Here is a 12,627-nt window from a genome sequence, read left to right on the forward strand (position 1 = left end):
GTTGTTTGTTTTTGTTTTTTTGTTTGTTTTTCCGACTCGCGGGGGGGGGGGGCCCCCCCCCGCTCCCCCCCCCCCGACGTCGTCTTTCCGGAAGAGCCGGTATGTCAGCAGATGGTCTGGCTGCTGTTGACGAGGGTGTTGTTGCGGAACGTGGTGTTGTTACCGCAGGGGCTCTCCCTGATCGATGAGTTCGTCACCCTCAGGTTCTGGATGATGATGTCGGAGTTGTTCGGGAACTCCGAGCGCGCGGCCAGCCGGATCTCGCCGCCGCCCGTGACGCTGCCGCTCTGGGCGGCGAGGTTCACGTTGTAGCAGTTCTCGATCAGGACCGCGTTGTTGCCGGTGTTGGAGATGGTGACGCGGTCGATGGTCGCGCCGCCGCTCTCGGAGACGCAGAAGACCCCGCGCCCGCCACCACGTGCGATGACCTCGCCGACCCGGATGTTGGTCGGATAGCCGCTGCCCACCCGGCCGTTGCGGTTGGCCATGCGGAAGGCCGCGTAACCGGTACCGGCACCCGCGCCGTCCGCGTCGACCTTCGTGACGGTGGCGTTGATGGTCTGGTTCAGCAGGAGGCCGGACTCGCCCACGTTGCGGGCGGTGACCGTGCCGATGGTGATGCCGTCGACTCCGTACGTCTCCACCGCGTGGCTGCTCGCCCCGGAGACGTACACGTTGTCGATGCGGACGTTCTTCGTCCACTGGCTGGTGTCGCCCCGGTTGTCGATGCGGACGCCGAGGCCGCGCGACAGGCGCATGTCGATCTGGCCGAGTACGACGTTGGTGACGTTGCGCATGAAGATGCCGTACAGCGGGGTGCCGGTGAGGTTCAGGTGCTGGACCTCGATGTCGCGTGCGCCGCGTGCGTAGACCGGGGCCTGGTCGCCGGAGCCCGATCCGGTGACGTTGATCGTGCCGCAGACGTCGAGCACGGTGTAGCTCGGCAGGGACACCCTGGACCCGGCGCCGATACTGCCCGAGCCGCGTACGACGACCCGTTCCTTCGAAGTGCGGCCCGAGGTAAGGCTGTTGACGGCGGCCTGCATGGCGGCCCGCATGTCGCTTCCGGTGTAGACGACACTGCTGCCGCGCCGGGCGGTCCAGGTGCTGCCGTTCAGCACGGCCTCGGCCTGGTACGAGCCCTCGCCGCATGCTGCCGCCGCCTGCCGCGGGGCCGCGGTGGCATCGGTCGACTCCGGCGCGGCGCTCGCGGGGGCCGTCAGCAGGGCTGCCGCGGTGAGCACGGCGGTGGCGCACGCGACGGTGGCACCGGCCAGCCTCCGGCGGGTCCCTAAGCTCTTGCGGATGAGGTGAGGTGCGGCTCTGCGTCCCATCTCGGCTTCTCCTGTTGTGGGGGTTCCGCGCCCTGCGACGAATGCCGCAGCAAGCGTTTTCTATAGCGGGCGGTGAGTTTGGCAAGGGCTTTCTATGCCGTCAAGAGGTTGGTGTGACAGAGGCGTCGGCCCGTACCTCTTCGCGGCGCCGTGTCCTGCTTTATCCCTGTTCTGTTCCCGGCCCCGGTACTGGTGGGCTCGCGTATTCAACTGTCGCCAGTTGAGCAATCCGGCTCCGGAATCACTACTGACCGTGACGCCCCTGGCGGGGATCTGGGTGTGGAGCCCTTAACGCCGACGGGACGTAGCACCGCGTCGTAATGGCGATGACCAGGCCGTGTTGGCGTCCAGTGCAGGAGTTCTTCCGCCAGGGATAGCCGTCCCAGTGGCCCCGAAGGGGCACTCATGCGCGCTCAGGCTCTCGGAACTGGAGGGCTCCCAACTTCGCTGGTTTCGTGAGGAACCCAGCCCGTTGGTGACCTTGCGTGATCTCCTGGAGCGTATCGGCTCCAGGTCCTTCCGGTCTCGTTACTCGACATCTCGAAGCGTGAAGAACGGCCGCGTCACGTGCCGCCGGTTCCCGGGGATCTCAGCAGGTCGAGTGACCTGCCACGTTAAACGCCAAGCTCAGGACCGGGACGCGGCGGAGGCGGCGGTGCCGGCACGGGAACGGTTGGTGCGGATCTCGTCGTGGTGGGCGGCCGCCCAACCGATCAGCTGCTTGACGATCTCGTTCAGGCCGCCGCCGAGCGGGGCGAGCGCGTACTCGACGCGCGGTGGCACCTCGGCGTAGGCGGTACGGCTGATCAACCCGTCCTCGGTGAGCTGGCGAAGGGTGTGGGTCAGCATGCGCTGGGAGATGCCCGGGACCTGACGCTGCAAGTCGGTGTAGCGCATCGGGCCGCCCTCCAGGACGGTGATGATCAACATGCTCCACTTGTCGCCCACCCGGTCGAGCACCTGGCGGATGAAGACCATGTGATCGGCGGGAATGCTCGCGCACGGCCCGACCGCAGCCGCCATCCCGATATCCGCACTGTCCTGCATAGCGCCCGTTCCTCTCCGTCGCGCACACCGATGTGCGTTTTGTATCGCCTTCCATACTGGCTCATCATGGCGTTACGAACAAAGAGTAGGAATTGGAGGTCAGGCCATGAAGGTCGAGATCTGGTCCGAGATCACCTGCCCCTGGTGCGGCCTGGGCGGCCATCGGTTGGACCGGGCCGTGGAGCGATTCGAGCACAACAGCCACGTAGAGGTGGTCCACCGTTCGTTCCCGCTGGGCAGTGGTCTCCCCGAGGACCGCACGCTCAGCGTCCGCGAAGTTGTGCTGGCCAAGTACGGCGCTGTCCCCGGGCAGGCCGGCGTACCGGATATCGAAGGCATGGCCGCCGCCGAGGGCCTGGCCCCCTACCGGGTCGTGGACAACCGAGTCGGGAACACCGACCTGGCCCACGAGTTCCTGGCTCACGCCTCCGCCGAAGGCAAGAACGGCGAAGCCTGGAACATGATCTTCCGCGCCTACTTCGGCAAGGCCGAGTCGATCTTCACGCTCGACGACCTGCTCGGGTTCTCCGACCAGCTCGGCCTGGACCGCGAACGGACTCGCCAGGTACTCGCCGACCGGCGCTACCGCCGTCAGGTACAGGAAGACGCACACCAGGCGCGGCGGCTCGGGGCAACCGGGGCCCCCTTCACCGTCATCGACGGCCGGTACGCCGTGCCGGGTGCTCAGGGCAGCGACGCCCTGCTCGGGCTGCTACGGACCGCGTGGGACGAGACCCACCCGGTCGCCGTGGCACCCGGCGGCGACGCGCCGGCCTGCGGCCCCGACGGCTGCGCCGTCCCCACCCGCCCGTGAACCACCGCACCATCACGCACACCAGTTTCCGAAAGGGTCCACCATGTCGTACCTGCTGCACATCGACTCCTCCTCGCTCGACGAGGCGTCCGTCTCCCGTCAGGTTGCCCAGTCCTTCCGTGACGTCTGGCAGGGCGAGGTCGTTCACCGCGATCTGGCTGCCGCTCCTGTGCCGCACCTGAGCGCCGCGGGCGTCACCGCCCGCGTCACCGACCCGGGCCGGCACACCCCGGAGCAGGCATCGGCCGCCGCTCTTCAGGACGAACTCATCAAGGAGTTCCTCGGCGCCGGCGCCTACCTCTTCACCGTGCCGATGTACAACCTCACGATGCCCTCGGTGTTCAAGGCGTGGCTGGATCAGCTCATCGTCTTCGACCGGACCGTGATCCACGGCGGCCCCTCGCCCGCCGCCGGTCGCCCGGCCGTGCTGATCTCCGCCCGCGGTGGCGCCTACGGCCCTGGCGCGCCCCGGGAGGGTCTGGACTACGTTGTCCCCCCTCTGGAGGCCGTACTCGGCCGGGACGAACTGCTCGGCCTGGACCTCACCACGGTGACACCGGAGTTGACCGCGGCCCCGCACACTCCCGCCCTGGCCTCGCTCCTGCCCAAGCACGAGGCGTCCATGGCCAACGCCCACGATCAGGCCCGCCGCCTGGCCACCGCCATCGGCACCCCGCTTGCCGCCTGATCTTTCTCGCCAGGTGGTCCCTACGACTGCCCTGCTCGTTCCCGGGGGCAGCGACCGCACCGGAACGAACAGAGTCGACGAGTGAATTCCCGTGGTGGCCTCAACGGCGGCCGAGGACGCCCCGTACGAACGCCGCCTGGCCCACATGCTCCAGGTCGTCGGAGAGGACGCTGACCAGGCGGACGCCCAGAGTCACGGGCGGTGACCAGGTCTCGTCGACGACGCGGTTCAGGTCCTCGGCGCGCAGCTCGCGCAGGGCGGACAGTGTCTGCTCGTGGACGGCGTCGTAGTAGCCGACCAGCAGGTCGCCCGAGTCCACGCGGACCTTGGCGACCTGCTGCGGAGTGTGACCGTAGCCGGTGTCCCGGCGGGGCAGGCCGAGGTCGAAACGGTCCGCCCAGTCCTGCGACAACCAGATCTGTTTCAGGCCGAAGGCATCTGCGACGTGGTCGTCCTGGACGCGGGTGAGGTGCCAGACCAGCCACGTGATCGAGTTGGCCCGGTCGTCGAGACGGGAGTTGAGATCGTCGGAGGCGAGGCCGTCGACGACGGCGTGGACCTCCTCCTGGATGCGACCGTACGCGTCGACGAGAACGTCCTTGGCGTGCATGGGTTCCTCCGCGTTCAGCTCGGGCACCTGTCATTGCCAGTGTGCCCCGCGACCCCGCCCGCGCGCGTCAGTACCAGCCGGAGAAGGGCTCCTCGCAGAGTTTGAATACCGGCTCGCGGCGCACCGGGTCCGCCGCCGTGGTGAGCTGGACGCGGTCGCCGGTGCGGATCGCCACGAGCGGGCCCGAGACCCGGCCCCGGACGGTGAATCCCTCCGCCAGTTCGACGAGGGACACGTTGCGTGCGGCCGGGGTGTTGCGCTGGACGACGGTCGTGTGGCGTATGACGCCCAGGCCGGCGCTGCGTTCCGTACGAAGGTCGCTGCCCGCGCAGACCGGACAGAGCAACCGGTGGAACATGGCGGTCCCGCACCAGCGGCAGCGCTGGTAGGAGAGACCCTCTTGGACCGGAGCGGTCGGCGTCGCCGCCTCCGCGTCGAGTACGCCCGTCGTGGTCCCGCTTCGTCGGTGGAACACGATGTCATCTCCCTGCGCCTGGGCCGGAATCCGAAGGTGCACGAACCGCCGTGCACGATTCTCAGCGTATGGCACGCAGTGCCACTTGTGAAGGCACTCGGTACCCTCAATCGGCCGGAAAGTCAGCCGCCGGATCGGCCGCCGACTCGGCTGGGTATCAGCCGGGGTCCCGTCCGAACGTGGTCTCGATCTCCTGGACGACCCGCCACATCGGCGCACCGCGCTTCGAGATGACGACCACCACGTCCTCTTCGGTGGCGGGAGTGGCTGGAGCGGCGGAACCGGCGGTCTCGGCGGAAGAGCCGGGCGTGCCGAAGATCTGCTGGACATGGGCGAGCGCGTGGTCCACTTCGGCGGTCGCGTCGCTCCGGCCGTCCGAACGCAGCCAGGAGCGCAGCCCGTTGTTGTGTGCGGCGACCACGGCCGCGGCGATCACGTCGGCCCGCAGTGTCCCGTCGGGCCGGCCCGCGAAGCGCCCGCGCAGATACTCGGCGAGCGCGCGCTCGTACCGCCAGACCACCGAGAGTTCGTACGCCCGCAGTCCCGGGACCTTCCGGGTGAGGCGGTAGCGCTGGACGGAGAACGTCGGCTTCTCGGCGTACATGCGCAGCACGAGGCGGGCGGCGTCGCAGACCTGCGCCACCGGGTCGTCCGCGTCGCCGCTCCTGCCGAGGAGCTCGGTCATGTCGGCCAGGCAGCGCTCGTGGTCCGGAAAGACCACGTCCTCCTTGGATGGGAAGTACCGGAAGAAGGACCGGCGTCCGACGCCCGCGAGGGTCACGATGTCGTCGACGGTGGTCTGCTCGTACCCCCGCTCCAGGAACAGCTGGAACGCCGCCGCGACGAGGGAGTCCCGCATCGGCGGCTTCGGGATCGTCACGTCGGCCGCCAGGTCGGGACGGGGTGCCTCGCTCATGGAGGGGAACCTAGCATCGGACGGGGCGAAGCGGCACTCAGTGCGCTCGTGGCAGGGAACTGAGTGCCATGATGCCGACGAGGGCGGGCGTCACGTGATCGAAGGCGCCGAGCTGGGGCCCGGCGGACGGACGCGGCGGCTCAGTGGCCGTGCCGCACGTTGTGGGCGTCCACCAGGGCCTGTGTGACGACGCGGACGCCCCGGGCGATGTGGTTCAGCTGCGTGAGCTCGGCCGCGTACAGCTTGATCGTGTGCTCGATGACGGACTCCGGCATCCCGAGGGAGGGCAGTTCGGCGCGCGCGCTGTGCAGGGCGGTGCGGACGACCCGGATCTCCTGCTGGAGCTGGATCTGCGCGTGCCGGGCGAGCAGGACGGGCTGGCGGATCAGCAGGGGATAGCTGGCGTAGCGGGCGGGCACCAGTTCGCGCAGCCACTTGGCCGCCGATCGTTCCCATTCACGGTTGCCGGGCGTCTTGACCTGGCAGGGCCAGTCCGTGCTGATGGGCGAGTACGTCAGGGACATGGTCATCGCTTCCGAGGTGGCCGGCGGGTGGTTCGGGTCGTTCTTGGCGGCCCCGGTTAGGGGATTGACCGGGGCCGCCACGGGCGTGCGCGAGCGGTGCCCGTTCGGTGCGCCCGGGTCCGATGCGAGAAGGGAGCGCCATTCCCGGGCTGACCAGGACCCCACCGGATCCCGATCAGCCAGAAGTATTCATATATACCGTCCGGTAAGCAAGGGTATGAAAAAATTCATGTGGAGGTACGGCTGAATCATGCCTTGCGGACACCTGTCGTCATATGCCGGAGAAGGGCCGTAGAAGGCCGGTCCGTGAGTCAGTCCTCGAGTCAGTCCTTCAGGAAGAAGGCGTGCTCGTCGGCGACCTGTTCGTAGTCTTCCAGGCGGGCCTGGGTGCGCTCGGGATCGGCGTCGGTCATGGCCTGGAGCAGAGCCGCCGACAGCACGACGGGCGCGGCGTAGGAGTCGAAAACGAGACGCGAGCCGGTGCCGGAGGCGAACACGACGTCGGCCTCGTCGGCCAGCGGTCCGAGCCCCAGATCGGTGACCAGGGCGACGCGCAGCCCCGCGCGCCGGGCGACCCGCATGGCCGTCAGTGTCTCGTGCGCGTGCCGGGGCATGGTGAAGGCCAGCACCCACGTGCCGCCCGCCTCGCGGGACTGCAGCAGGGCGTCGTACGCGACACTGCCGCCCCGGGTCACCAGCCGGACGTCCGGGTGGATACGGCGGGCGGCGTAGGCGAAGTACTCGGCCAGTGAACCGGAGATCCGCAGGCCGAGAACCGTGAGCGGGGCCGACTGCGACAGTGCGCGGCCGGTCTCGATGACACGGTCGGGATCGGCGAAGTCGCGGCGCAGGTTCTCCAGGTTGTCGATCTCGGCGTCCACGGCCGCCTGGAGTTCGTTGGGACGGGCCTCCTCGGCGGCGTCGGGCGTGCTGGCGAGTTTGCTCAGCGCGATCGACTGGAGGCGTTCCCGCAGTGCGGGGTAGCCGCTGAAGCCCACCGCCGTCGCGAAGCGGGTCACCGAGGGCTGGCTCACGCCCACGCGCTCCGCGAGATCCGTGATCGACAGGAACGCGGCCTCGGTGATGTGCTCGATCAGGTACTGGGCGATGCGGCGCTGCCCGGGGGAGAGCCGGGGACGGTCGAACAGGGCCCGCAGCCTGGTGGTGGGAGCGGCCTCCGCCTCCGGGACCGGCTTCCCCGAGCTGATCGCGGACGCCTGTGCGCGTGCCTGTTGCGGCGATGCCACCGGTGCGCCTCCTTCATGTCCCACTGCGGTTCAACATAACTCACCCGCAGGGGGGTCCGAGGGACAGCTGCGCGTGGTCGGAAGGCCGCCGCCCGTACGGGATCCGGGCCGTGCTTCCATGGCACGGTGAAGAGCGAGAAAGGTGGCGGGTCCCGCCGGGACGCGGTCCGGCCGCGGCGGGAGGGCGACCTCGACGCGTGCGTACGGGTGCTCGCCGCGGTCCACGAGAGCGACGGCTATCCGGTGAACTGGCCCGACCGGCCGGGCGAGTGGCTGTGCCGGCCAGCCCTGCTGACGGCCTGGGTCGCGGAACTCGACGGCCGGCTCGTCGGCCACATCGGTCTGTCCCGCAGCGAACCGGACGACCTGGCCGCCGGGCTGTGGTGCGCTCGCGAAGGCGTGAGCGGGGAGGTGACAGCGGTGGTCAGCCGCTTGTTCGTCGCGCCGGAGGCCCGCGGGCACGGCATCGGCGCGCTGCTGATGGCCCGGGCCGTACAGGAAGCGGAACGGCGGGGCCTGCACTCCGTGCTCGACGTCGTCGCGACCGACACGGCGGCGGCAGCGCTCTACGAGCGGCTGGGCTGGGAACTCCTGGCCACGGTCGAGCAGGAGTGGAGCTCGGACCAGACGGTGTCCGTCCGCTGCTATGCGGCGGGACGCGCCCCTTCAGGCGCGCGGTGAAGTGCGCGACCAGCCGCGTACGACCCGCGGTTTCGTTGAACGGCACCCGGCACTGGCATGATCAGGCGCATGGCTGAACGCGTAATCGCCGCGTGTGACGGGGCGTCGAAAGGAAACCCCGGGCCCGCCGGCTGGGCCTGGGTCATCGCCGACGGGACGGGAACTCCCACCGAGTGGGAGGCGGGACCGCTCGGGACCGCGACCAACAACGTCGCCGAACTGACCGCGCTGGAGCGGCTGTTGGCGGCCGTGGAGCCTGGTGTGCCGCTGGAGATCCGGATGGACTCCCAGTACGCGATGAAGGCGGTCACGACCTGGCTGCCGGGGTGGAAGCGCAAGGGCTGGAAGACGGCGGCGGGCAAGCCGGTGGCCAACCAGGACCTCGTGGTACGCATCGACGAGCTGCTCACCGGGCGCTCGGTGGAGTTCCGGTACGTACCCGCGCACCAGGTCGACGGGGACGCCCTCAACGACTTCGCCGACCGGGCCGCGAGCCAGGCCGCGTTCGTCCAGGAGCCGGCGGGAAGCGGGAAGGGATCGCCCGAGCCGCCGAAGTCTCCCGCGGCCAAGAAGGCGGCTCCCTCGCGGAAGCGCGCCTCGTCCGCCGCCCCGTCCTCGTCGGCCTCCTCCTCGTCCTCGCGGTCCTCCTCGTCCTCGCGGTCCTCCTCGTCCTCGCGGTCCTCCTCGTCCTCCCGCACGCTGAAGGCCAAGTTCCCCGGGCGCTGCCGCTGCGGCCGCGCCTACATCGCGGGGGAGACCATCGCCAAGAACGCCGACGGCTGGGGCCACCCGGAGTGCCGCACGGAGGCGTAAGACCCCTGGTCGGGGGCAGGGCGCCGGTCGGCGCGAGCCCGCCTCCGTGCCCGGCCGGTTCCTCGTCCGGATGCGAAACCCGCCGCCTGCGGTGACCCTGGATGGGTGGGGGTGAACTGATCAGGAGGATGGCTTATGTCCGTCTTGGACAAGATCAAGGGCATGCTGAAGGGTCACGAGGACCAGGCGAGCAAGGGCGTCGAAAAGGGCGGCGACTTCGTGGACGGCAAGACCCAGGGCAAGTACAGCGGCCAGGTCGACACGGCCCAGGACAAGCTCAACGACCAGTTCGGCACCAACCCGGACCAGGACCGGCCGCCGCAGACCTGACACCGTGGTCGAGCACGGTCGGCGGGGCCCAGGGGCTTCCCCTTACCTCGCCACGGCCTACGGGCCGGTCCCCGTGTGGGACCGGCCCGTACCGGCACCGATTTCCCCTCCTCGGGCGCGACCCGTCAGGGCCGGTACGCGTCGCCCGGATGGGCCAGGTCGTAGGGGCGCAGGTAGGGCGTGGGCCGGTACGCGGCATAGCGGGCCGGAGTGGTCGGATCGGCCTGCGCCGCCCGGGAGTTGAGGGTCTTTGCTCCCGTGTCGCCCCAGCGGCCCGTGTCGAGCCGGTTGTTCAGCGTGTCCAGGGCGCCGACCTGCTCGGCGGGGCTGAAGGAGCAGTGGCCGGCGTTCTCGACGTACGCCTGGCGCAGCAGGTGCCGTGAGCCGCCCGCGGTGGCGGCCCGCTTGTAGGCGCTCTCGGTCTGCACCGGGACGAGGGCGTCTCCCGTGGTGTGGATGGTGAGCTGAGGCTTGGTCAGCTTGCCGGTGAAGGCGCTGGTGCGGCTCATCCAGTCGACCGCGTTCTTGTCGGCCTTGATGCGCGGGGCGCTGTTGAGCGTCTTGAGATCGTGCTTGAGGGAGAGTCCGGCGGCCTTGTAGAGCCCCTTGACCTCCTCGTATCCGGAGGAGGCGCGCAGCAGCTCGGCGTAGTCGACGCCGGTGTTCCAGGACGAGTTGCCGCCCGCCAGTACCTCGGTGCTCTGGCGCCAGCTGAACGCCGCGGTCGCCAGGAGGCCCCTGACCGCCGGGTACTGGTTGGCCTGCTGGGCGGTCCAGTCGTCGGGGGCCGGGCGGGTCTGGGAGGGGTCGTTCCAGCCGGGGATGTTGTGCAGGGCTGCCGCGAGGGCGATGCGGGCGCGGCCGTTCACGGAGTTCTGCGCCTCGGTGACGACGCCGCTCAGTGTGCCGGCGGCGGCTGTCGCGGCGGCCTGGTCCTGGAAGTCGACCAGGGGTATCGAGGCGTCGGGCGCGAGGAGGGTCTTGAGGGCGAAGATCGGGTCGAGGGTGTTGTTCCAGTTGGCGACGCCGCCGTGCACCAGCCCGCACATGGACAGCGATCCGTCGATGCGGCCGGCCTGGCGTTCGGCGATCGCGGTCGTGACAAGGCCGCCGTAGGACTGGCCCCACGCGACCGTCCGCTCGGCCTTCCCGAACCGGTCGGTGAACGCGTCCAGCGTCGCCAGCTGGTCCGGCACCGCGTGCTCCACCGCCCAGCCGGTGATGGCGTACGAGGAACCGATGAGCGCGTAGCCGTCCTTGAGCAGGAGGGCGCGGGTGGCGGCGTCGGTGACGTTCTGGGCCGGGTTCGGCCCGCCCGGCGGCCGGAAGCCGTGGCTGAACAGGAGCACGGTGCCGTTCCAGCCGGCGGGGACGTCCATGACGTACGTCGCGCCGGAGGCGAGGGTGCCCTCGACGTGGACGTCCTCGGCGGTGGAGGTGGCGGCGCGGGCCGGGGCGGTGGTCGCCATCAGCAGGACGGCGACCGCGATCAGCAGACGTCGGTTCATGAAGGGATCCCTTCAGGGGTGGGGGATGCGGGCTGGGTTTCGGTGCGCTCGGTGAGTTCGTCGCGGTTCGTCTCCCGGATCCGCCAGACGGCCAGCGCGGTCACGGCGCCGCCCGCGCACAGCAGCACGGCGAGCGGTGTGCCGCTGCCGTTGTTCGCGGCCACCAGGCTGCCGGCGATCAGCGGTGAGAAGCCGGCGCCGATCAGGGTGGCCATCTGGTAGCCGAGCGAGGCGCCGGTGTAGCGGACGCGGGTGCCGAACATCTCGGTGAGCAGCGCGCCCAGCGGCCCGTACATCGTCGACTGGGCCACACCGTGGCCGAGCACGAGAGCGAGGATGAGCAGGCCGGGGTTGCCTGAGTCGACGAGTGCCATGACGGGGAAGGCGAGCGCGGCGGAGAGGAGGGCGCCGGTGAGGACGACCGGGCGGCGGCCGACCCGGTCGGTGAGCCCGGCGGCGAGCGGCAGCACGACGAGGGCGACGCAGGAGGCGACGGTCACCGCGGTGAGGACCTGCGAGCGGGTGTAGCCATTGTCGACCGCGTACGTGATCATGAAGCTGGTGAGCAGGGACTGCGCGGCGAACGCGCCGATGCCCACGGAGCAGGCGAGGAACAGCGGCTTCGGCCGGCGCAGCACCTCGGCCAGCGGCATCCGTGCCTCGCGGCGGTCCTCCTTCACGGCGGCGAACAGCGGGCTCTCCGCGATCTTCAGACGGACGAACATGCCGAGAGCCAGCAGGGCGAGGCTGAGCAGGAACGGTATGCGCCAGCCCCAGGAGCGGAACTGGTCGTCGGGGAGTGTCGAGACGAGCGTGACGACTCCGGCGGAGAGCACCGAGCCGAGCGGGGCGCCGAGTTGGGTCGCGCTGGACCACAGGCCGCGGCGCTTCTCGCCCGCGTGCTCGACGACCATCAGGGTGGCGCCGCCCCACTCGCCGCCGATGGCGATGCCCTGCACCACGCGGAGGGTGACGAGCAGCACCGGGGCCCAGACGCCGATGGTGTCGTAGGTGGGCAGCAGGCCGATGAGGAAGCTGCCGAGGCCCATCATCACCATCGTCGTGAGCATCATCTTCTTGCGGCCGAGCCGGTCGCCGAAGTGCCCGAAGATCATGCCGCCGAGCGGCCGTGCCACGTAACCGGCCGCGAAGGTGCCGAACGCGGCGATGGTGCCGACGGCCGGGTCCGCCCGCGGGAAGAACAGTTCGCCGAAGACCAGGGCGGCGAGGGTGCCGTAGACGAGGAAGTCGTAGAACTCCACGGCGGTGCCGAGCATTCCGGAGAGCGCGACTCGGCGCAACTGGGTCTGGTTGTCGGGGGGTTGGGGCGGCGCATGCATGAACGGACTCCCTGTGACGGAGGCGGGCACAGTGAAGTTAGGCAATTCAGCATCGGTCGTCAATATTCTGCGCAACATGGGATTGTGAAGATGTCCGAGCCGCCATACAGGCGTGCACCGGTCGGGCTCGGCGCGGCGAGCGGCAGAACGCCAGATGGCGCCGCGCGACCTCGGGCCAGGTGTGGCGGTCAGTTGTCTGGATTGCCCGGCCCACCTGACTAACCCGGCATCTCGGTCACCGCCCGCCGCGGAGACAGGCAGGCAGCCCTACGGCCCGCGCGACCGCTCCCCCGGGGGAGC

Annotated in this window: 14 protein-coding genes; 5 read left to right on the forward strand and 9 right to left on the reverse strand. The window is 69.9% G+C overall.

Annotated elements, in window-relative coordinates; genetic code table 11:
• Positions 1 to 104: 104 nt before the first annotated feature.
• Together AB0I18_RS49400 and AB0I18_RS49405 are read right to left on the reverse strand one after the other, a co-directional pair.
• Complete coding sequence (locus AB0I18_RS49400) at positions 105 to 1,334, reverse strand: hypothetical protein (protein WP_363112416.1); 1,230 nt, start codon at positions 1,332 to 1,334, stop codon at positions 105 to 107.
• 627 nt (positions 1,335 to 1,961) lie between these two features.
• Entirely contained in the window at positions 1,962 to 2,381 is a 420-nt protein-coding gene (locus tag AB0I18_RS49405; RefSeq protein WP_363112417.1) for a helix-turn-helix domain-containing protein, read from the reverse strand.
• A 106-nt stretch (positions 2,382 to 2,487) separates the two neighbouring features.
• On the opposite strand from AB0I18_RS49405, the gene AB0I18_RS49410 reads away from it, so the two are divergent.
• Complete coding sequence (locus AB0I18_RS49410) at positions 2,488 to 3,195, forward strand: DsbA family oxidoreductase (RefSeq protein WP_363112418.1); 708 nt, start codon at positions 2,488 to 2,490, stop codon at positions 3,193 to 3,195.
• Between the two features lie 43 nt (positions 3,196 to 3,238).
• Positions 3,239 to 3,883: an NAD(P)H-dependent oxidoreductase gene (locus AB0I18_RS49415; RefSeq protein ID WP_363112419.1), complete on the forward strand. Its 645-nt coding sequence runs from the start codon at positions 3,239 to 3,241 to the stop codon at positions 3,881 to 3,883.
• Between the two features lie 100 nt (positions 3,884 to 3,983).
• Here AB0I18_RS49415 and AB0I18_RS49420 read toward each other — a convergent pair whose 3' ends face one another.
• From AB0I18_RS49420 to AB0I18_RS49440, 5 genes are all read right to left on the reverse strand, one after another.
• The gene (locus AB0I18_RS49420) at positions 3,984 to 4,493 is read right to left on the reverse strand and encodes a DinB family protein (RefSeq protein ID WP_363112427.1); all 510 of its coding nucleotides are present in this window, start codon (positions 4,491 to 4,493) and stop codon (positions 3,984 to 3,986) included.
• Between the two features lie 67 nt (positions 4,494 to 4,560).
• Positions 4,561 to 4,968, reverse strand: coding sequence for a zinc ribbon domain-containing protein (locus tag AB0I18_RS49425; protein WP_363112420.1), 408 nt, complete (start codon positions 4,966 to 4,968; stop codon positions 4,561 to 4,563).
• 157 nt (positions 4,969 to 5,125) lie between these two features.
• The gene (locus AB0I18_RS49430; RefSeq protein ID WP_363112428.1) at positions 5,126 to 5,827 is read right to left on the reverse strand and encodes a TetR family transcriptional regulator; all 702 of its coding nucleotides are present in this window, start codon (positions 5,825 to 5,827) and stop codon (positions 5,126 to 5,128) included.
• A gap of 197 nt (positions 5,828 to 6,024) precedes the next feature.
• Positions 6,025 to 6,408 carry a hypothetical protein gene (locus AB0I18_RS49435; RefSeq protein ID WP_363112429.1) on the reverse strand — a complete coding sequence of 128 codons (384 nt, stop codon included), beginning with the start codon at positions 6,406 to 6,408 and terminating at the stop codon, positions 6,025 to 6,027.
• Between the two features lie 323 nt (positions 6,409 to 6,731).
• Positions 6,732 to 7,679, reverse strand: coding sequence for a MurR/RpiR family transcriptional regulator (locus tag AB0I18_RS49440; RefSeq protein ID WP_363112421.1), 948 nt, complete (start codon positions 7,677 to 7,679; stop codon positions 6,732 to 6,734).
• Positions 7,680 to 7,781: 102 nt separating this feature from the next.
• Here AB0I18_RS49440 and AB0I18_RS49445 point away from each other — a divergent pair, with 102 nt between their 5' ends.
• The 3 genes from AB0I18_RS49445 to AB0I18_RS49455 all read left to right on the forward strand — a co-directional run bounded on the left by AB0I18_RS49445 (position 7,782) and on the right by AB0I18_RS49455 (position 9,479).
• Positions 7,782 to 8,336: a GNAT family N-acetyltransferase gene (locus AB0I18_RS49445; RefSeq protein ID WP_363112422.1), complete on the forward strand. Its 555-nt coding sequence runs from the start codon at positions 7,782 to 7,784 to the stop codon at positions 8,334 to 8,336.
• Positions 8,337 to 8,393: 57 nt separating this feature from the next.
• On the forward strand, positions 8,394 to 9,149 hold the full coding sequence (locus AB0I18_RS49450; protein WP_363112423.1) for a ribonuclease H: 756 nt from the start codon (positions 8,394 to 8,396) through the stop codon (positions 9,147 to 9,149).
• Positions 9,150 to 9,284: 135 nt separating this feature from the next.
• Positions 9,285 to 9,479: an antitoxin gene (locus AB0I18_RS49455; protein WP_363112424.1), complete on the forward strand. Its 195-nt coding sequence runs from the start codon at positions 9,285 to 9,287 to the stop codon at positions 9,477 to 9,479.
• Positions 9,480 to 9,604: 125 nt separating this feature from the next.
• Here the strand turns inward: AB0I18_RS49455 and AB0I18_RS49460 are convergent, their stop codons facing one another.
• Positions 9,605 to 10,987 carry a prolyl oligopeptidase family serine peptidase gene (locus AB0I18_RS49460; RefSeq protein WP_363112425.1) on the reverse strand — a complete coding sequence of 461 codons (1,383 nt, stop codon included), beginning with the start codon at positions 10,985 to 10,987 and terminating at the stop codon, positions 9,605 to 9,607.
• Positions 10,984 to 12,327, reverse strand: coding sequence for an MFS transporter (locus tag AB0I18_RS49465; protein WP_363112426.1), 1,344 nt, complete (start codon positions 12,325 to 12,327; stop codon positions 10,984 to 10,986). Before AB0I18_RS49465 ends, AB0I18_RS49460 begins: the two co-directional genes overlap by 4 nt.
• Between the last annotated feature and the right edge of the window lie 300 nt (positions 12,328 to 12,627).

This window comes from Streptomyces sp. NPDC050704 (assembly GCF_040654355.1).
In the GTDB taxonomy this organism is placed as follows: Bacteria; Actinomycetota; Actinomycetes; order Streptomycetales; family Streptomycetaceae; genus Streptomyces.